Raw genomic sequence first — 18691 nt, 5'->3', positions numbered from 1 at the left:
CATCGGCGGTTTCCCGCTTCAACTTCCTGGTTCTAACGGTCGAAGTCGCCGTCGTCCAGCGATTCACCAGAGCCGAATTGCACGGAACCATCTGTCTCGCTGCCCGAAAACAACACATCAAGAGCATCGGGATCGATCACGTCGTACAACGGTGGCAGTTCCTCGACCGGGGTCTCTGTCGCGGTACCGACTGCGTGTACCACGAGAGCACTCAGGGCATCGTCGGTCTCATCTGGGATGTGTCGTTGGTGTAGCTTTGTTGCCATGTGAGTATATTTACATTTGTGGGTTATAAATCTCCGCAAGACGTTCTCATCGAGTTTTTCAACTCGGAATAGAAATAGATGTAGTTAGTCACAGGACTGTCTTGGGCTCGAGTTGGCGCGACATAGATGCCTATTATCGCCCATCTCGTCTGGGTTTTTCGTCATGTTCGAGCAGGGAAATCAGGTAGCGCTGTCATGGCTTCTTTGAGTCCGGGGAAAGCTGCTATAGTGATCAGCGCCGTAGGGCGCATATGCTCGGACTGCGGTATTTCGCCTGCCAGGCCTGTGACACCGCCCATGCTGTGCCCGAGGAGTTAGCGGTCTGCGGTCGCTGTGGGAGCAGTCAGGTCGAGGAGATTACCGACCAGTTGTCGGCCGCGCCGTACTTCTCGCCGTAGATTTCGCGGGGCTGTCGCGAGTAGGGGCTACAGAACGCTCTCGTCGATGGAATCTGACTGGTCGGTAATGCCAACCGATCGGCTCCGGAGTGTCGTCCCGGTGTTCGGTAGTGCAAGGAGCGACGCCGAGACGCTGCAGGCGATACTGACCTACGTCGAGCGGCACGAACCGACGACAGACGACCTCGTCGGGTGACACCGCGTGACCTTCGCGAACGTCCAGAGCGAGGATTCGATCATGTGCCGGGTGCGGTAGCTCCAGCAGATCGGCTTTCTGCGGCAGGTAGACAGACGCTGGGGTTGGGCGAGACTGGTCGGAAACACCGTGACTCACAGGATACCGGCGTAGGGGGCGGCCATCACGAACACGAAACCGATCAGGGCTGGGAAGAGAAACTGGAGGACCAGGAGTAGCTGACAGGTCTGCCGGGTATCAAATGCGTACTGGTCGCTGGCGTGCCGGGTCGCCGATCACGTTCTCCAGCCCGCATCGGCCAACACGTGGTAGGACTGTTTCAGCCGTTCCTCGTAGGCCGGTTGGTTCCACCGGTCCCACGCGTACCGGACCGTCCGGACGGTGCCGTCGTCGATTCCCGACACGACGCTGTCGAGACTGGGCGCCTCGGACCGCTGCTCGGTTCTGCTCGCCGGAGAAACCGTGACTGCACCGACTTCGACGTGGTCGAACTCCGTGACCGCGAGGCCCGCATCCCACTCCGTTCGGAGTCGCCGTTTGCTCGACGGGTCGGCGACGTTCAGGAGGATCCAGGGGAGCTTTAGCTCGACGACGCCCTCGTCCGGGTCGACGTAGACATCGGTGAGCGAATCGTACCGTGTTGCGGTCGGGTCGCCGACACCGTACCGGAGCCGTCCCGTCTCGACAGCTTCGAACGGGACCCGTTCCTCCGTCGCGGGGACAGTGTACCCGAGGTTGATCGGCTCGCGGACCGGAACGAACCCGGCGTCACCGGTTCGGTAGGCGTCGATGTCGAGCCCGGCCACGCGGCCGAACTCCCGGGCGAAGGCGTCGTATGTCGAATCGACCAACAGGCGCGAGTCCCCCGGACCGGCCAATCGGGCGACGAAATCCGCCTGCACGGTCGGTTCGGTTCCGACCGGTAGTTGGGTGGGCCGCCCGGTGAGTCCGACCGTCACGAGCGCGTTCGTCGTTCGCCAGTCGAGTTGGCCACCGCTCCGGTCGAACTCCAGACGGACCCCCAGCCCCTCGTAATCGTGGCTCACTCGGAGGGCTTCCAGGGGCCGGGCCGCCGTCTCGCGAACCTGGGTCGCCGAGGCGGTCGTCGCGCCGTTCCAGTCGGCGCGGTCCCCACCCAGGGAGACGGCGTCGGTCGGTTCGAACGCCAGGAGACCGAACCGCTGTTCCGGCGTCTCGATGTTCGACCAGTAGGGCCGACGGCCCGGGACCGATCGAGCGTCGAGGTTCCAGGTCCGCTTGAACCACTCGTCTTGCCAGGCGAACGCGACGCCGCCGGCCGTGTCGGCGTGAATGATGTCCTCGTACATCGCGGCGACCATCTCGCCCTGTTCCGTCTCGGTGTTGCGGCCCTGATCGCGGCCGTGGACATCCCGGTGTGCGATGCCGCGCGAACTTGGGACGCCGAACTCGGCGATCAGGAGCGCTCGTTCTGTCGCCCCCGCGAGGTCGTTCAGATAGCCCGCGTAGCTGTTTCGCTCGCCGCGGTGATCGACGTACTCGACGTAGGCGGGCGTCTCGTTCAACAGGTCCGGATAGTAGGGGTAGACGTGGTACGCGGCGAACGTTCCCGACTGGAACTCGTCGGTCGCGACGACGGTGTCGGGGTCGACGCTGACGCGGTCCTCGTTCCGGAACGGTTCGTACGGGTGGTCCAGCGGGTCGGTCGTCACCCAGTTGACGAACGCGGCGGGGTGCTGGACGCCGTACGTCTCCATCTCGTAGGCGACGGCGCCGTCGAGTCGGCCGGCGAGCCATCGCTCGAACGGCTTCCCGTCGGTCGATCGGACGTACCGGCCGCCGGTGGACTGGACCGTGTCGTGCTCGTTCGTCGCGACGACCACCTCCGGAGGCCACTCGATCCCGAACAGCAGCCCGAGCGTCGCGTCGCTCACGTCGGCGTCGTAGGTGCCGCTGGCGTGACCGGGTCGCTCCGGGAGCGTGGTCGCGCCGTGGAGGGCGTCGACGGTCCGTCGCAACTCCCGGTCGACGGTGGCCGACAACCCGGCCGCGTCCCCTGCGTCGAGGAGATCGGCCGTCGGGACCCAGGTTCCCTGCAGCAGCAACAGCGGCTCGTCGGCCGACTCGTTGTACGCCGCGAGCGCCCGGTAGAACGCGGGTGGATGGATCGTGTAGGTCCGGACGACGTTCGCGATCTCGCCGATCGCGGCGAGCCAGCGGTCGTACTCGGCGCGAGTGATCGCCGCCTGGCCGGGAAACGTCCCGGGCTTTGCCATCCCGAGATTGACACCCCGAACGACGAGTGGTTCGTACCCGCCGTCAACTCGGCGCTCGAATCCCGCGTCGTCGACGCGGAAGGGGACGCGCGTCGCTGTCTCCCCAGACCGCGTGTTCGTCGCCGTCCGCTCGGGTTCCGTGTTCGTCGCCACCCCGTCACCGGACTGCCCGGGTCTGCCCGGACAGCCCGCGAGCGCGGTAAAACTGCTCGCACCCACCGACGCCAGGAACCGCCGACGATTCATGCGGTAGTATGTAGGGGAGCCACAAGAGCGCGTCGGCATGGTCGTCTTTTTATCTACTGCGTGAGTAGGCGGTGCGTAGATGGTAGGTGAGGTACTCGTCGTCGACGACGACGAAACGATCAGGTGGCTGGTGGCCCACCGCTTGGAGGCGGCCGACTACGACGTGCGACTCTGTGAAGACGGACGCGAGGCGGCCGACCTCCTCGGAACCGACTACGAACCCGATCTGATCGTCCTGGACGTGATGATGCCACGGCTCGACGGCACTCGACTGGTCCGGATGATCCGCAACGGGGAGCTGGCAGTCCCACAGGATTTACCGATCGTCATGCTCACCTCGCGTGGCCGGGAGGAGCACGTCCTAGAGGGGTTCGACGCCGGCGTGGACGATTACGTGACGAAGCCGTTCCGAAGCGCGGAGCTGGTCGCCAGGATCCGGAGACAGATCGATGCGTGAGCCGATCGTCCTCCAGACGGGGGACGTGACCGCGTTCGGCTACGCGGTTCCGACGACGGTCGTCCTGGTCGCCGTCGCACTCGTCGTCGGACTCGCACTCGCCGTCTCCTTCTATCTCACTATCGGGCTGTCGGTCTACCGCTCGGTACAGGACACCCGGCGGGACCGGGTCCGACCGGCCCTCCGGGAGGAACTGCTCGGCCGGCTGTTCAGTCCCGACCCCGACTGGGAGGACTGGGTTGCCGACTGCTCCCGCGTCGAGCGCCGGGTTATCGAGTCGCTGCTCGACGAGCACCTCCGGGAACTCGACGGCGGCGACGCGGACCGGCTCAGAGAGTTGGGCGATGCCCTGGGTATCCCCGACCGCTCCCGCCGTCGGCTCGACGACGGCGGCGAGTACCAGCGGTTACACGCACTCACCTGGTTGACGCTCCTGCGCCGACCGGAGCCGTACTTCGAGTCCTCGTTCGAGCCACGGACGCCACGAGAGCGAGCGGCGGCTGTCACGCTCCTCCAGGCGACCGACCGACTGCCGGACGCAGAGACGAGGATCTCGATGCTGCTCGATGGGGCGGACGAACAGTTCACCGTGTTCGGACAGGACACGCTGTATCGCGTCGCCCGGACCGAACCCGCGCCGCTGTTGCGCGCGGCGGGCAGCGACTACCGCGACTGGCCCGAACCGCTCCTCGCGCAGGTCCTCGCTGTCTGTGCCCATCTGGAGACGAGCGTCAGGGACGGGAGCCTGGAGTGGGTGACCGCCGCGCTCGAAACGGAGAACGACGCGATCCGCGCGGCCGCGGCCGACGCACTGGGGAGTTTCGGCTGGCGGCCGTCGCTCCGTGACCAGGTGTTCCTCGAACGGGCGACCGGCGATCCCACCCCTCGCGTCCGCGCGGCAGTTTACGAGATGCTCGCCGCGTGGGGCGACCGGGAAGCGCTCACGGTTCTCCTCTTCGCGCTCGTCGAGGAGGCCGACCCCCGGGCGCTCACGATCGGAACCACGGCTCTGGTGGGGCGGCGCGACCGCGTCGATCACGACGTGGCAGCGGTTCTTGGACCCGCCTGGGAGTGGAGTTTCGAACACTCGGAGTACGACCGGCTCGCCGGCAAGACGGCCACCGAGACGGTGGGTGGATAGGATGCACTCGCCGGAACACGTCCTCGGCACAGCACTGGTGCTGTTCGCACTGTTCGTCGTCGGGTACTACACCGTCGTCAACGCGGGCTATCTGCTGTTGCACGTCCTGGCGCTGTTGGAGCTTCGGGACGACGTTCGCGAGTCCCAGTGGGACCCGCCGTTCCGGAAGTTCACCACGCCGTTCTACCCCGGGATCGGCGTCGTCGTCCCCGCGTACAACGAGGAGGCGACGATCGTCGAGAGCGTCCGGTCGATGCTGTCGCTGAACTATCCGGAACTGGAAGTCGTCGTCGTCAACGACGGATCGACCGACGAGACGGTCGAGCGGTTGATCGACGCCTTCGAACTGGAACCGGTGGACGCCGAAGTCCCGTTCGAGGTCCCGACCGAGCAGATCGACCGCGTGTACCGCTCACGGGTCTACGAGGAGTTGCTGGTCGTCGACAAGGCAAACGGCGGCAAGAGCGACGCGCTCAACGCCGGCGTCTGGCTCACCGATATGCCGTTGTTCTGTGCGGTCGACTCCGACACCGTCATCGACCGCGAGGCGTTGCTGTCGCTCGTCAGACCGTTCCTCGAAGCGCCGACGACGGCCGTTGCCTCCGGCGGCGTCATCCGCGTCGCCAACGACTGCCGGATCGAGGACGGGGTCGTGAAGGAGGTCTCGCTCCCGAAGACCGGGCTCCCCGGCCTGCAAGTGATGGAGTATCTCCGGGCGTTTTACTCCGGGCGGCTCGGGCTCAACCGGATCAACGGGCTCATCCTCATCTCGGGGGCGTTCGGCCTGTTCCAGACCGACGCCGTCCGAGAGATCGGGGGGTATCGGCAGGACACGATCACGGAGGACTTCGACATCGTCGTCCGCCTCCATCGCTATCTGAAAGAGACCGACCGCGAGTACACCGTGGATTTCGTCCCCGAGCCGGTCGCCTGGACCGAAGTGCCCGCGACGCGGCGGGTACTCAGCCGCCAGCGGCGACGGTGGTACCGGGGGATGGTCGAGACGCTCGTCACCCACTGGCGGATGCTGTTCAACCCGAAGTACGACCGCCTCGGGACGGCCGTCATGCCCTTCTTCGTGCTGGCGGAGACGATCGGCCCGCTGATCGAGGGGCTCGGCTACGTCCTGTTGCCCCTCGCGTGGTATTTCGGCCTGTTGGACGTGGAGTTTTTCCTCGTCTTCTTCCTGTTGACGACCGGGTTCGGGGTGTTTCTCTCCTGGTTCGGCGTCTTCAGCGAGGTCTGGAGCTTCAACCGGTACGACAGTCCCTGGCAGGTGTTGCGTCTGCTCTGGTACGGTGTCCTGGAGAACTTCGGCTACCGGCAGTGGAAGACGCTGGTCGCCTGGCGCGGGTTCGTCGAGTACCTCGCCGGCGTCGACTCCTGGGGTACGATGGAGCGGGCCGGCTTTTCGATCGGGGACGATTAGTGGGTCGGTGAGCAACCGCCGATATGTCCGAACCGGAACGCCGGAACTACTTCCGTGACCTGTACGAGCTGGGCAGCGATCCGTCGGCCACGCTCGGTCGGAAGATCGAACAGGCCATCACGATCGGTCGGGACAGGCTCGGTGTCGACTACGGAGTCCTCTCGTACACGGGACACGGCGAGTACGAGGTTGTCGACTCGACGATCGAGAGCGGCGAGTTCCGGGCGGGGACGATCCACGATCTGGAGACGACTTGGTGTCGCCACGTCGTCGACGGCCGGGAGGTTCTGACGGTCGCCGACGCCGGTGCGTCGGCGTACAGCGACGATATCGCCCGCGAGGCCACCTGTCTGCAGTGTTACGTCGGTGCGCCGGTCCGAGTCGACGGCGACATCTACGGGACGCTGTGTTTCTCCAGCGAAACACCACGCGAGGAGCCGTTCGACGAGGACGAACAGCGGTTCGTGGAGCTACTCACCAGATGGATCGGTCACGAGATCGAGCGCGAGCGCCACTACCAGGCGCTCGATGCACAGAACGAACGCCTCGACGAGTTCGCCGGAATGCTCGCTCACGATCTGCGCAACCCCCTGACGACCGCGTACGGGTACACCGAACTCGTCGCCGAGACGGTCGACGACCCCGAATCGGGGTATCTCGGGACCGCGCTGGACTCGCTGGACCGGATGGAGACGCTGATCGCCGATACGCTCTCGCTCGCCCGCGACGGCGTCGATGTCGGCGAACGCGAGTCGGTCCAGCTCTCGACGGTCGCACGGACCGCCTGGAAGACGGTCGACCCCGCGACGGCGACGCTCACGGTCGTCGACGACCGGACGATCCACGCCGACGAATCGCGGCTCCGGCAGCTGTTCGAGAACCTCTTTCGCAACGTCGACGAGCACTGCGAGGCGGACGTGACGGTGACGGTCGCAGGGACCGACGACGGGTTCGTCGTCGAAGACACCGGCCCGGGGCTACCGGAGTCGATCGCGGCGTCGCTGTTCGATGGCGACTACACCGAGGGTCGGCGCGGGCTCGGCCTCCTCATCGTCGAACGGATCGTCTCCGGGCACGGATGGAGCGGGGCGGTCGAGTCGACGACTGACGGAACCCGGTTCGTCTTCGGCGATATCGGAATCACCACGACACCCTCCGTGGTTTCGTAGCCGACGACCTCCGGTTGTCGACAGCCGAGAGGTCCGGAGCGGGACGAGACGGAGCCGGGTCGTCGTTCGGCTGGCGAAAGCGAGCGCCGTGTGTCGCACCGCTGAAGCGCACGAGCGAACACGACGGGGCTGCGGACGCTACAGATACGCCGCTACCGCGGGCGCCGGAAACTCGACCGAGACGGCCGCACTACCCCGGTTTCGAGATCGTTCTGTCCGATTCACCGCGATCAACCGGTGTCGCGAGCGAGTACACAACGGGCCAACGCGGAATCAAGCCGGATTTGAAGCCGGCCACGGAGTGTTGAAATCGCCCGGGACTGGCGAGGTACCTCACCCGCTGAGCTTCCTATTTTTGCGGTTTCAAGCCGAAATTGAACGGTATTTCGGCGAATAAAACGTCTGATGTATTTATTCCAATCGCCTGATATCGGAGCGGTGTATGCGAATCAAAGAACTGTTCGAAGACGACGACGCAGTGTCGCCGGTCATCGGCGTCATCCTGATGGTTGCGATCACGGTCATCCTCGCCGCCGTCATCGCGTCGTTCGTACTCGGACTGGGCGATCAGACACAGAGCGCAACGCCGCAGGCGAGCTTCTCGTTCGACTTCGAGGCAGGGGGTGGCGGGAACGGTGTACTCTCAATCACGCACGATGGTGGGGACACTATTGTCGCGCAGGAGTTGTACGTTCGTGGTGATTCTAGCGACTTCGTCAGTTCCGGGTCTATCGCTGGCGGACCACCACTCGACATGGACTCACCAGGCGACTGGACCACGGCCGGATACAGCAGTGGTTCTGAAATCTCTGCTGGGAGCAGCGTTGACGTTGGTGTCAGTAACGACTACGACATCCGCGTCGTCTACGAGGCCCAGGAAGGCGACTCCTCGGCGACGCTCGGCCAGGACTCCGGTCCCGAAGCGTAACTGACCGACCGCGTTTTCCCGTTTTTCGATCTCGTGGGGACAGCCACGGCGCTCGTCGGTCGTGGAACTTCGATAAATCCGTCCCGAAAGGGTATGGGTAGGGGTACCGGGACGGTGTCAGAGGCTGTGGGCCGGTCGCCCACACGTACACAGACGAGAGCAGGACAGTTAGTTATACGACCGCTTCGTTCGGTAGGGAACTGTTATCCGGGGGCGGTCTACTCGGACATTTTTACGACGGCGGCGGCTACCGACTGGTGATGCCAGACACCATCGAGGTCTACACCGGCGATGTCGTGACCGTCGAACACGTCGACGCGCTCCCCGACGGCGGCGCGCGGTTCGATCTCAGTACCGACGACGGCCGGACCTGGCGGGTAGACGTGACCCGGGACGGGGGCAGCGAGATCGTGACGACGAAACGGGACGGGACGCTGGCGGACCTCGACACCCCCGAGTGGCTGGACGACGTGGTCGCCAGGCTGAGCCGGGCCTGATCAACGGATCGTCGCGTCGGTGATCAACTGGAGTTCGGTGGCGATATCGTCGTCGAGTTGCGCGTCGGTGACACGCCAGGCCCAGTTACCGTCGGTCGTTCCCGGGGTGTTGAACCGCGCGTCGCTCCCCAGTCCCAGGAGGTCCTGCATCGTCGTCATGGCGATGGTCGACTCGGCGTTCCAGACCGCTTCGACGATGTCCCAGTGGACATCCTCGCCGTCCGAGCCGAGATTGTAGTGCAGGCACTCGCGCTGGCGGTCGCCCAGGGAGTGGTAGTAGCCGACGACGGTGTCGGTGTCGTGGGTCGATGTGTAGCCGACGCTGTTCTCGGGGAAGTGCATCGGCTGGTACATGTTCCCTTCCTCACACCAGTCGGCGTACTGGGGGACGCGCATCCCGGGGAAGTCGAACTGGCTGCGGAGGTCGTAGCTGCTGTGGTCGACGAACCCCAGATCCTCGGCGATAAAGGGGAGATTTCCGAACCGGTCGCGGACCGCTTCGAAGAACGCGGCGCCGGGGCCGTCGAGCCACTCCCCGTTGGCTGGGTCGTCGCTGTCGGCCGGGATCGCCCAGAACTCGTCGAACCCCTTGAAGTGGTCGATCCGCGCGATGTCGACCATATCGAACAGTCTGTCGAGCCGTCCCAGCCACCACTCGTAGCCCGTCTCGGCGAGGTGGTCCCAGTCGTAGACGGGGTTGCCCCAGCGCTGGCCGCTGTCGCCGGTGTTGGGCGGGACCCCGGCGACGGCCGTCGGTCGGTGGTCGTCGTCGAGTCGGAACGCCTCGGGCGAGGCCCACACGTCGGCAGAGTCCAGCGCGACGTAGATGGGCAGGTCGCCGATCAGGTCGATCCCACGGTCGCTCGCGTAGGCGCGCAGGTCGCGCCACTGCTCGTCGAACACCCACTGGCAGAACTCCCGGAACTCGATCTCGTCGGCCAGATCCTCGCGGTAGGTCGCGAGGGTATCGGGCTCTCTGGTCGTCACGTCGTCCGGCCACTCCGTCCAGAGCGCGCCGTCGAACTCCCGCTTGAGCGCGCGAAACAGGGCGTAGTCGGAGAGCCAGCCCGACTCGCGGTCTCGGAACTGTGCGAACGATTCCCTGTCGGCCTCCGTGGCCGTCTCCCGGAAGTCGTCGAACGCGGCCCGTAGGCACTCGCGTTTGAACTGGGCGACGACCTCGTAGTTCACTTCCTCGGCGTCGATGCCGGCGGGCGGGGCCGCCGTCTCGCTGTCGAGGTACCCACGGTCGACGAGCCACTCCAGATCGACGAGCAGCGGGTTGCCGGCGAACCCCGAGAAGGCCTGGTACGGCGAGTGGCCGTGGATCGCGGCGGTCGGCCCGAGCGGGCAGACCTGCCAGAGTGACTGCTCTGATCGGTCCAGAAAGTCCACGAACGACCGGGCGCCGGCACCGAGATCGCCGATGCCGTGGGGACTCGGGAGCGAAGTGAGATGCAGGAACACGCCGCTGCGGCGACTGAAACGCATACCCGCCAGTTCACCGCGGAGGGATTTCAACTATCGGGTCCGTTACCTGACCTTCGAGTGCTCGCCGATGAGCGACCGCTGGAGGTCCACGTCCGAGACCACCGACTCGCGGTCGATCAGCGACCACTCGATGGCCGCGTCTTCGACCGTCGCGCCCGGGAACACGACCGTATCTTCGAGCGTCGCGTCGGTGACGGTCGCGTCGGCCATCACGTGGACGTTGTCGCCGAGTTTGCTGTTGGTGACCGTCGCGCTGTCGGCCACGATCGTGTCGTCGCCGAGCGCCCACTGGACGGCCTCGATGTAGGCGTCGGCCTCGCCCACGTCGTACCAGTAGCTGTCGAACGTGAAGGCGTTGACCGCGTCGCGCTCGGCGAGCCACTGCATCAGCCAACCCGGTTCGTCGGGGTTGTTGTCCTCGGCCAGGTACTCGTCGAACAGGGGGAGCGTCTCGCTGGGGAACGCGTAACACGCGATCGAACAGAGCGTGCTCTTGGGGTTGTCCGGTTTCTCCTGGAAGCCGACGACCTGCGTCCCGTCGAGTTCGACCACGCCGTAGGACGTGGCTCGCTGCTTCGACCCCACGTCGTAGGCGGCGATACAGGGCGTCCCGGTCTCCTCGAAGAAGGAGGCGAACTCGCCGATATCGAAGCCCATCAGGTTGTCGCCGGCGACGACCAGCATGTCGTCGTCGATCCCCTCGCGGTCGATGAGCTGTGACAGCGCACCCACCACACCGAACTTCGAGTCCTCGTCGGTCGTGTCCTCGATCGAGAGCTGTGGTTTCTCGAAGTCGCTCTCCTCGATATGCTCCTCGAACTCATCGGCGAAGTACTCGTTCGTAGAGATGTACACGTCCGAGACACGGTCGTCGGCTTCCAGATCCGAGAGGATCCCGTCGATGATCGTCTCCTCGCCCACCGGGAGGAGCATCTTCGGACGGTTTCGCGTGATCGGCCAGAGTCGCGTTGCGTACCCACCTGCCAGAACAATTGCGTCCATACCGGCTCTCTCTCGGGGGGGAAGTATCTCTTTTTTCCTTTCTGCCTGATATGTGTGTGAGACACATCTTCAGGGGTCGACGACGGAGGAGTGACCGCGACCGGGGGCTCTCCGGCCAACAGTATAAGTATCCCACCGTCAATCGTCTACGTGATGGCTACACAGGTCCTGATGCTGGCATGGGGGTTCCCGCCGAACGTGACCGGTGGACTGGACACGGCGGTCGGCGAGTTGTTCGAACGACTCACCACGAGAGACGATGTCGACATCGAACTCGTGTTGCCAGCGGAGTACGCCCCCGACGGCTACGAGAACATCCACGGCGTCCCGACCGGCGAGGGTGACATCATCACCCGGATCGGCCGGCTCTCCGGGGAGTTCGTCGACCGGGCGGCCGACGCCGATATCGTCCACACGAACGACTGGTTCGGCTACAACCCCGGTTCGCGTGCGCAGTCGACCCACGATGTCGAGTGGGTGACGACCTTCCACTCGCTGTCCTCGGACCGCAACATGGAGCCCCCTGAACGGGAGGTCCAGACCGAACAGCGGATCGTCAACCGCGCGGACCACCTCGTCGCCGTCAGCAAGTACACCGCTGGCAAGATCCGACGGGAGTACGGCCGCGAGGCACAGGTCATCTACAACGGCTTCTCCTCGGTCGAGGCCACTGGCCGGGACATCAAGGCCGAACTGGGTATCGACGGCGAGATGCTCTTTTTCGTCGGCCGCCACACCGACCAGAAGGGCATCTCGTATCTCCTGTACGCGCTCTCGAAGCTCCGTCGTGACGACCTGACGCTCGTTCTGGGCGGATCGGGGCACCTCACCGCGCAACTGAAGCGGTTTACCGAACTGCTCGGGATCGAGGATCAGGTCGAGTTCGTCGGCTACCTGCCCGAGGAGGAACTGGGCGACTACTACGCTAGCGCGGACCTGTTCGTCTCGCCCTCGCTCTCGGAGCCGTTCGGCATCACGTTCACCGAGTCGCTCTCGGTCGGGACCCGCGTCGTCGCGAGCAACGCCGGGGCCGCGGAAGTGCTCCCCGAGGACTGCCTCATCGAGGTCGAGCCCCAGTCCGACTCCATCGCGGACGGGATCGAGTACGGGCTGACACTCGATACCCCGATCGAGTACGATGTCCGGACCTGGGACGAAGTCGCCGAGGACCACGCGGACCTGTACAAGTCGATCGCCGCGGGGACGGAATCCGAGGCCTCGGACGACGAAGCCGGAACCTGATCAGCGCAGGACTCTGAGATCGGTGACCGGCTCCGGGTGGACGATTCGGAACCCGTCGCCCGTCGGCGAGAGTCCGGCGCGCTCGCTCACGTCGCCGCCTGACTGGTACGGGCTGTCGGAGTTATCGGCCGACTGGTACGGGCTGTCCGACTCCGCGGGCTGGTAGGGACTGTCGGAATCTGCGGACTGGTACGGGCTATCCGACTCCACGGACTGATACGGACTGTCCGCGTGTGGCGTGTCGGCGGCGGAGTCGGGCGGCCGTTCGAAGTCCTCCGGTGGGAGGTAGATCCGTTCGCCCGATCGGGATTCGACGACGACGGCGGCGTCTCGGTCGCCCGTCGCGGTGATGACCGTTCGGCCGTCGTCGATGTCGACATCGATGGAGATCGGAATCGATCGTCCGCCGGAAGCGTCCTCGGAGTCGCTCATACCGGACCGTGACCGCGGACTCACTTATACTGTTTCCCGATGTCGGGGTGCCGGTTCCGCCGCCGGTGTCAACACACACCACGAGAACTTTACCGTGCGGGCTGTTGGTGGCAGCAAGATGCGGTTGCGAACGGCACTCAACGACTACAAGCGAGGGGACGACGGGTCGACGGCAGCGACGGGCGCGTTCTCCGGGCACGGCGACCGTCTCGTCCACGTCGCTCCCGCGGGGACCGTCCGAGACTACTCCGCGGCGATCTCCGGACTGTACGGTATCGACCGGTCGCGGTTCGGCGTCAAGACGCCGCGCCGGACGATCTGGCTCGACGACCTGGAGACGGTCAGACAGCACTACTACCGCGAGACGACGTTGATCGAGACCGAGTACGACGCCGGCGAGTTCACGGTCCACCAGTACGACCTGACGCTGGGGCGTGCCCACCTCACGCACGTCGAACTCCGCGGCGCGGTCCCCCCGGACGCGCAACTGGTCGCGTTCCTGACGATGGCACCGGAGGGCAAGGAGACACAGGTCGGCCGGCTCGTCCACCCGGAGAAAGGCCCCGCCGACGGCGCGGTCGTCGAGGTGTTTCACCACGACGAACACGACTACGTCACCGCCTCGACCGGGCTATCGGGCATCCGCGGGCAGGTCCCCGAGCGGTTCCCCGAGATCCTGGCCGACGAACCGGTCGAGTTCCCCCGCGAGCGACAGCGCCGCAGGTACGAGGACACCCACCTGAGCGGCGATGTCGTCGTCCAGGCGCCCCTCGAACGCGAGGGACGGGGACTCCGAACCACACTGGTGACACAGCTCTCGGACCACGGCGACATCGACCGCGGGACGGCGATCCGCGACCTCCGGGAGTGTGCGGCCCGGTTCCAGGGGGCCAGAGACATCAAGGAGGCCGCGCGGGAACGGACCGAGATCACCGTCCCGGAGGGGGTCGTCCGCGAGCGCGTGGTCCGGAGTGACCTCCGGGCACTCGACCTCCTGAAAGCGCCCAGCGGCGGCCGGATCGCGGCCCCGGAGTTCGATCCGTTCTTCCGGGACTCCGGGGGCTACGGCTACACGTGGTTCAGGGACGACGCGCGCATCGCCCAGTCGCTGCTCTCCTCGACCGGGACGCTGGGACTGGACATCGACGACGAACTCGTGGCGAGCGCACAGTTGTACTGCCGGACCCAGCTCCGGGATGGCACCTGGCCACACCGCGTCTGGGCGCGTGACGGCTCGCTCGCCCCGGGGTGGGCCCACGCACACGTCGAGGACGACGACGACTCGCTGGAGTACCAGGCCGACCAGACGGCGACCGTGACCGCGTTTCTGGCGGCGCTACTGTGTGATCGCCGTGACCGACTGTCGCCCGAGACGGCCAGCGAGATCCGGACCACCATCGAGGCGGCCGTCGAGGCGATGGAGGCGGATCTCGACGACGGTGGGCTTCCCGGCCCGTGTCAGAACCTCTGGGAGGACATGGTCGGGCAGTTCACCCACACGACGGCCACCTACCTCGAAGCGTTCGCGACCGTGGCTCGGGCACCGGTCGCCGACGACCTGCGCGACCGGGCGCGAGCCTGCGCGGATCGGGTCGCCGACGGGCTGGACCGGCTCTGGGAGGACGCGACCAGGACCTACGCCCTCCGGCTGACCGACGGCGGGCTGGATCTGCGACTCGACGCCGCGACGTTCGCGCTCGTCGACGGGTTCGCCGCGTACGCGGCGCTCGACGGCGTCGATCTGGACGACGAGACGGCCGACCGGCTCACCGATCACGTCAGCGCCTGTCTCGACGACCTCTACCGGAACCCGGCCGGCGAACCGGTCGCGGGGCTGATCCGCTACGAGGGCGACACCTGGCGGACCGAGGGCCAGGACGGCGAGAAGATCTGGGGGTTGACGACGGCGATGGGGCCGCCGCGGCCGCGAAACTCGGTGTGCTCCTGGGTGAGTTCGGTCGCGACGGGACGGCCTTCTTCGAGCGCGCTGCGGGGTTGTACGGACTCATCGAGCACGACGGGCCGCTGGTGACGGACGTTGGGTACCTCCCGGAACAGCTTCACGACGACGGCCGGGCCGACAGCGGCACGCCGCTGGGGTTCGCCCACGGCTACCGACTGCAGGCGACCGCGACGCTCGCGGCGCAGGACGCCCTGCCGAGCGCGGCGCCGTCGCCGTCGGGACCGCCCGACCGACCCCGATGGACGACCGGCGAGAAGTTCGGCGTCGGCACCGTCGCCGACCACCGTGCCGACGATCCCTCCCGGGTCTGGTTCACGCTGACCGCGGGCGCGCTGACGGAGGTCCGGTTCCCGCGGGTGGACCTGATGAACCTCCGGACGCTGGATTTCATCGTCTCGGCACGGACCGACGACTACACCGTCAGGACACACGTCGAGGGCGCCGGCCGCGCCGAGGGCTCCGTCGCGCGCCGGGTCGAACCGACGGCCGACGACGCGCTCTGTTTCCGCCACGTCGTCACGGAGACCGGCGACGGGCAGGGTCACGAGTGGCAACTCACGGTCGAGTACGCCGCCGATCCCGACCACGACGCCGTCGTCGCTGACATCGAGTTCGAGGCACGAGACGGCGCCCAGTACGACCTGTTCGCGGCCGCGGACGTTGCTCTGGCGAACAGCGGCACGCGGGACCGCGGACTGCGCCTGGGCCAGCCCGGCCGCTACCACCTGGCGGCCCGGGACGCGAGCGCCTACACCGGCTCCTCGACGGAACCGCGACTCGTCGACGAGGACGGCGAGGGGTACTCGGTCGCGCTGGCGATGGTCGCGGCCGACCGCTTCGACTGGGCGACCGTCGGCGTCAGCGGGAGCGACCCGATCAGCGACCTCTTCGCCGAAGGGGTCCGTCCCGATCCCCGAGATTCGATCTCGAACGACAGCGTCGTCCTCGTCGGCCAACTGGGGGCCGGCGAACGGCTCTCCGAGACCGTCGCGCTCGGCTTCGCCCGACAGGCCGACACCGCCGCGGCGCTCGGGGAGGCAGAGGGCGCGCTCGCAGCGGGCTACGACACCGTCAGAGCGGGCTACGTCGACTCCTGGCAGTCGTTCCTCGACGGCCGTCCGCTCCCCGAGTCCGTCGCCGACGAGCCCGAACTGGCCGCCCAGTACCGGACCGCGCTGATGACGCTGCTGGCCGTCGAGGACAAGACCTTCCTCGGGGGCTCGATCGCCTCCCCGTCCGTCCCGTGGGGCGAAGCCGTCACCGCCGAGGAGCGCAAGGGGTACGGCTACAACTTCGTCTGGGCGCGGGACCTCTATCAGGTCTTCACCGCGTTCGAACTCGTCGACGACATGGAGACTGCCGTCACCCAACTGGAGTACATCTACCGGTACCAGCAGGACGAGAACGGCTTCATCCCGCAGAACACGTACCTCAACGGGATCACCCGCTGGGGCGGCGAGCAGATGGACAACATCTCGTTCCCGCAGGTGATGGCCGCCCGCCTACTCGAACGGGGCTATCGCTTCGAGGATGTCGACTACGACTACGAACACGTCCGTCGGTCGGCCGACTACGTCCTCCGCAACGGACCGGCGACCGGCCAGGAACGCTGGGAGGAGGAGTCGGGCTACTCGCCCTCGACGATCGCTGCCGAGATCGCCGGCCTGGCCTCGGCGGCACAGATCGCGCTGGAGACCGACCACGAGGCCGACGCGCTGGTCTGGCTCTCACTCGCGGACCGCTGGACAAACATGGTCGAGAACTGGACCGCGACCCACACCGGCACCGACAGGCACGCCCGGACGCCGTACTTCCTGCGGATCACCCGCGACGGCAACCCGGAGACCGGGTTCCGGCGCCGGCTGGCAAACGGCGGGCCACAGCTCGACGAGCGGGACATCATCGACGCCGGCTTCCTCGAACTCGTCCGGCTGGGGATCACGCCCTGGGACGACGAGACGATCCGCAACTCCGTGGCCGAAGTCGACGAGACGATCCGCGTCGACCTGCCGGCCGGAGCGGCGTTCTACCGGTACAACGGCGACAGCTACGGCGAGCGCGACCGCGAGGACAGCGGCGCGCCGTGGGCGCTCGAAAACAGCGGGAAGGGCCGCCTCTGGCCGTTACTGACCGGCGAGCGCGGCGAGTACGAACTGCTGGCCGACACCGAGGAGAGCGCGCTCGACCCGACGGAACTCCTCCGGACGATGCAGCGGTTCGCCAACTCCGGGCGGATGATCGCCGAGCAGGTCTGGGACCGGGAGTACAGCACCGAGTACGACTGGGAGTACGGCGAGGGGACCGGCTCGGCGACGCCGCTGGCCTGGGCGATGGCACAGTTCATCAGGCTCGCACACGGGATCGACGAGGGCCGGCCGGCGGAGGCGCCGGCGTTCGTCCGCGAGCGATACAGCGAACGCGGCCGACACGGGCCCGACAGGAGCCCCGGCCTCCACGTCGACACGAGCTTCGAGGGGAACCAGGTCGTCGTCACCGGCGAGACCACCGCCGCGGTCGTCGCGATCAAGACGCCGACCGACACGGCGCTCGTCGAACCGGACGACGGCGCGTTCGAAGAGCGGCTGGCGATCCAGTACGGGGAGAACGATATCCTGGTCGCAGCCGCGGCAGAACGCGACATCGAGTCGGCGGGGACGACCGTCCGACGGCTGACGGTGTGAGCTACACCAGGGACTGCAACAGCTCGGCGTGTGTCCGCAGGAGCGCGGTGCCCTCGTCGGTGATGACGTACTCGTTGGTTCGGCGGTCGAGCTGGCGTTTCTCGATCAGGTGTTGCTCGTCGAGTTCGTCGAGGTTCTGATACAGCCGGCCGTGTGTCACGGTCTCGGGATACACGTCCTCGACGACGCGTTTGATCGCGAGCCCGTAACACGTCTCGTCGCTGCGTTTGAGCTGACTGATCGCGACCAGGAGGTCACGCTGGAACGCGCTCAGCTGTGTCCAATCGGCGTCGAGTTGTGGCGCCATCAGTCGACTCCCTGCCGTCCAGGCGTGACCTGAAATCCACGGCGACCCTCCGCCCACGTGACTACTGAGCTACTCATACAGGGAGATGTTCACCGGGACCAACTTAGTTCCACCTGACGATTTCGTTATCTTCGCTTGACGCGAGTATCAGATACTGTAACTGACCGAACAGGATTTATGTCAGTACCCGTTAGCCGGAGTGAATGTATAATAAAGTGGACTGGATGAAAGCGGCCGACCAGTCCATCCTCACGGTGCTGGGGCCACCGAAGGCACTCGAACTGACACCGAGCAACATCGCTCGCAACGCCGGGTTCAGCCGCGGCTACACGAGCGGGCGGCTCAACGAACTCTGTAAACGCGGGCTCGTTACTGTCGACGAGTCCGGCGGCTCACACCCCTACTACAGTATCACCGAGCGGGGTGTGAAAGTCCTCAACGCGGAACTCTCACCGGACCAGTTGGAGGGGAGCGACTGAGGCGGGTGCCGATAGGCACAGGCCCGGAGTCGGCACGACCCGGGACTGGGACCTCGTGTGCGCGGCCCGGCCGAGCCGCCCCTTACCAGTAAGGAGGGGGAGTGAGGCACCA

16 protein-coding genes and 1 pseudogene are annotated in these 18691 nt (G+C 66.3%); 11 read left to right on the top strand and 6 right to left on the bottom strand.

Annotated elements, in window-relative coordinates; all coding sequences use genetic code 11:
• Window positions 1-32: 32 nt before the first annotated feature.
• Window positions 33-266, bottom strand: coding sequence for a HalOD1 output domain-containing protein (locus P1L40_RS00235; RefSeq protein WP_284009194.1), 234 nt, complete (start codon window positions 264-266; stop codon window positions 33-35).
• A 251-nt stretch (window positions 267-517) separates the two neighbouring features.
• On the opposite strand from P1L40_RS00235, the gene P1L40_RS00230 reads away from it, so the two are divergent.
• Both P1L40_RS00230 and P1L40_RS00225 read left to right on the top strand, forming a co-directional pair.
• Window positions 518-664, top strand: a complete 147-nt coding sequence (locus tag P1L40_RS00230) for a hypothetical protein (RefSeq protein ID WP_284009192.1) — start codon at window positions 518-520, stop codon at window positions 662-664.
• Between the two features lie 67 nt (window positions 665-731).
• Window positions 732-860 carry a basic helix-loop-helix domain-containing protein gene (locus P1L40_RS00225; RefSeq protein WP_284009190.1) on the top strand — a complete coding sequence of 43 codons (129 nt, stop codon included), beginning with the start codon at window positions 732-734 and terminating at the stop codon, window positions 858-860.
• Window positions 861-1135: 275 nt separating this feature from the next.
• On the opposite strand, the gene P1L40_RS00220 is transcribed toward P1L40_RS00225, so the two are convergent.
• A complete protein-coding gene (locus P1L40_RS00220) occupies window positions 1136-3400 on the bottom strand; it encodes a hypothetical protein (protein ID WP_284009266.1) in 2265 nt (754 codons plus the stop codon).
• A gap of 40 nt (window positions 3401-3440) precedes the next feature.
• Between P1L40_RS00220 and P1L40_RS00215 the strand changes: the two genes are divergently transcribed.
• The 6 genes from P1L40_RS00215 to P1L40_RS00190 all read left to right on the top strand — a co-directional run bounded on the left by P1L40_RS00215 (window position 3441) and on the right by P1L40_RS00190 (window position 8982).
• Window positions 3441-3818 carry a response regulator transcription factor gene (locus P1L40_RS00215; protein WP_284009186.1) on the top strand — a complete coding sequence of 126 codons (378 nt, stop codon included), beginning with the start codon at window positions 3441-3443 and terminating at the stop codon, window positions 3816-3818.
• A complete protein-coding gene (locus P1L40_RS00210; RefSeq protein ID WP_284009184.1) occupies window positions 3811-4959 on the top strand; it encodes a HEAT repeat domain-containing protein in 1149 nt (382 codons plus the stop codon). Before P1L40_RS00215 ends, P1L40_RS00210 begins: the two co-directional genes overlap by 8 nt.
• Before the next feature lies 1 nt (window position 4960).
• Window positions 4961-6388, top strand: a complete 1428-nt coding sequence (locus tag P1L40_RS00205; protein WP_284009182.1) for a glycosyltransferase family 2 protein — start codon at window positions 4961-4963, stop codon at window positions 6386-6388.
• Between the two features lie 23 nt (window positions 6389-6411).
• On the top strand, window positions 6412-7557 hold the full coding sequence (locus P1L40_RS00200; protein WP_284009265.1) for a sensor histidine kinase: 1146 nt from the start codon (window positions 6412-6414) through the stop codon (window positions 7555-7557).
• 442 nt (window positions 7558-7999) lie between these two features.
• A complete protein-coding gene (locus tag P1L40_RS00195) occupies window positions 8000-8485 on the top strand; it encodes a type IV pilin domain-containing protein (protein ID WP_284009263.1) in 486 nt (161 codons plus the stop codon).
• Between the two features lie 260 nt (window positions 8486-8745).
• Complete coding sequence (locus P1L40_RS00190; RefSeq protein WP_284009180.1) at window positions 8746-8982, top strand: hypothetical protein; 237 nt, start codon at window positions 8746-8748, stop codon at window positions 8980-8982.
• Here the strand turns inward: P1L40_RS00190 and malQ are convergent, their stop codons facing one another.
• Together malQ and P1L40_RS00180 are read right to left on the bottom strand one after the other, a co-directional pair.
• Window positions 8983-10473 carry a 4-alpha-glucanotransferase gene (gene malQ, locus P1L40_RS00185; RefSeq protein ID WP_284009178.1) on the bottom strand — a complete coding sequence of 497 codons (1491 nt, stop codon included), beginning with the start codon at window positions 10471-10473 and terminating at the stop codon, window positions 8983-8985.
• Window positions 10474-10515: 42 nt separating this feature from the next.
• Window positions 10516-11475, bottom strand: a complete 960-nt coding sequence (locus P1L40_RS00180) for a nucleotidyltransferase family protein (protein WP_284009177.1) — start codon at window positions 11473-11475, stop codon at window positions 10516-10518.
• A 153-nt stretch (window positions 11476-11628) separates the two neighbouring features.
• Between P1L40_RS00180 and P1L40_RS00175 the strand changes: the two genes are divergently transcribed.
• Window positions 11629-12717, top strand: coding sequence for a glycosyltransferase family 4 protein (locus P1L40_RS00175; protein WP_284009176.1), 1089 nt, complete (start codon window positions 11629-11631; stop codon window positions 12715-12717).
• On the opposite strand, the gene P1L40_RS00170 is transcribed toward P1L40_RS00175, so the two are convergent.
• The gene (locus P1L40_RS00170) at window positions 12718-13149 is read right to left on the bottom strand and encodes a DUF7510 family protein (RefSeq protein WP_284009174.1); all 432 of its coding nucleotides are present in this window, start codon (window positions 13147-13149) and stop codon (window positions 12718-12720) included.
• Between the two features lie 118 nt (window positions 13150-13267).
• Between P1L40_RS00170 and P1L40_RS23460 the strand changes: the two are divergent.
• A pseudogene (locus tag P1L40_RS23460) lies at window positions 13268-17793 on the top strand (DUF7997 domain-containing protein).
• Between the two features lies 1 nt (window position 17794).
• Here the strand turns inward: P1L40_RS23460 and P1L40_RS00155 are convergent.
• A complete protein-coding gene (locus P1L40_RS00155; RefSeq protein WP_284009169.1) occupies window positions 17795-18100 on the bottom strand; it encodes a PadR family transcriptional regulator in 306 nt (101 codons plus the stop codon).
• A 203-nt stretch (window positions 18101-18303) separates the two neighbouring features.
• Between P1L40_RS00155 and P1L40_RS00150 the strand changes: the two genes are divergently transcribed.
• Window positions 18304-18579: a hypothetical protein gene (locus P1L40_RS00150; RefSeq protein ID WP_284009168.1), complete on the top strand. Its 276-nt coding sequence runs from the start codon at window positions 18304-18306 to the stop codon at window positions 18577-18579.
• Window positions 18580-18691 lie beyond the last annotated feature (112 nt).

This window comes from Haloarcula pelagica (assembly GCF_030127105.1).
GTDB lineage: Archaea > Halobacteriota > Halobacteria > Halobacteriales > Haloarculaceae > Haloarcula > Haloarcula pelagica.
The sequence above is the reverse complement of the archived record's forward strand: the minus strand, read 5'-3'. Positions and strand labels throughout refer to the sequence as shown.

Excerpts from the sequence above, each read along its gene's own strand:
- P1L40_RS00205 (WP_284009182.1), top strand. The coding sequence starts at position 4,961 with ATGCACTCGCCGGAACACGTCCTCGGCACAGCACTGGTGCTGTTCGCA.
- P1L40_RS00155 (WP_284009169.1), bottom strand. The coding sequence starts at position 18,100 with ATGGCGCCACAACTCGACGCCGATTGGACACAGCTGAGCGCGTTCCAG.
- P1L40_RS00215 (WP_284009186.1), top strand. The coding sequence starts at position 3,441 with ATGGTAGGTGAGGTACTCGTCGTCGACGACGACGAAACGATCAGGTGG.
- P1L40_RS00195 (WP_284009263.1), top strand. The coding sequence starts at position 8,000 with ATGCGAATCAAAGAACTGTTCGAAGACGACGACGCAGTGTCGCCGGTC.
- P1L40_RS00180 (WP_284009177.1), bottom strand. The coding sequence starts at position 11,475 with ATGGACGCAATTGTTCTGGCAGGTGGGTACGCAACGCGACTCTGGCCG.
- P1L40_RS00190 (WP_284009180.1), top strand. The coding sequence starts at position 8,746 with ATGCCAGACACCATCGAGGTCTACACCGGCGATGTCGTGACCGTCGAA.
- P1L40_RS00170 (WP_284009174.1), bottom strand. The coding sequence starts at position 13,149 with ATGAGCGACTCCGAGGACGCTTCCGGCGGACGATCGATTCCGATCTCC.
- P1L40_RS00235 (WP_284009194.1), bottom strand. The coding sequence starts at position 266 with ATGGCAACAAAGCTACACCAACGACACATCCCAGATGAGACCGACGAT.
- P1L40_RS00210 (WP_284009184.1), top strand. The coding sequence starts at position 3,811 with ATGCGTGAGCCGATCGTCCTCCAGACGGGGGACGTGACCGCGTTCGGC.
- P1L40_RS00150 (WP_284009168.1), top strand. The coding sequence starts at position 18,304 with ATGTATAATAAAGTGGACTGGATGAAAGCGGCCGACCAGTCCATCCTC.
- P1L40_RS00225 (WP_284009190.1), top strand. The coding sequence starts at position 732 with ATGCCAACCGATCGGCTCCGGAGTGTCGTCCCGGTGTTCGGTAGTGCA.
- P1L40_RS00175 (WP_284009176.1), top strand. The coding sequence starts at position 11,629 with ATGGCTACACAGGTCCTGATGCTGGCATGGGGGTTCCCGCCGAACGTG.
- P1L40_RS00220 (WP_284009266.1), bottom strand. The coding sequence starts at position 3,400 with ATGCCGACGCGCTCTTGTGGCTCCCCTACATACTACCGCATGAATCGT.
- P1L40_RS00200 (WP_284009265.1), top strand. The coding sequence starts at position 6,412 with ATGTCCGAACCGGAACGCCGGAACTACTTCCGTGACCTGTACGAGCTG.
- malQ (WP_284009178.1), bottom strand. The coding sequence starts at position 10,473 with ATGCGTTTCAGTCGCCGCAGCGGCGTGTTCCTGCATCTCACTTCGCTC.
- P1L40_RS00230 (WP_284009192.1), top strand. The coding sequence starts at position 518 with ATGCTCGGACTGCGGTATTTCGCCTGCCAGGCCTGTGACACCGCCCAT.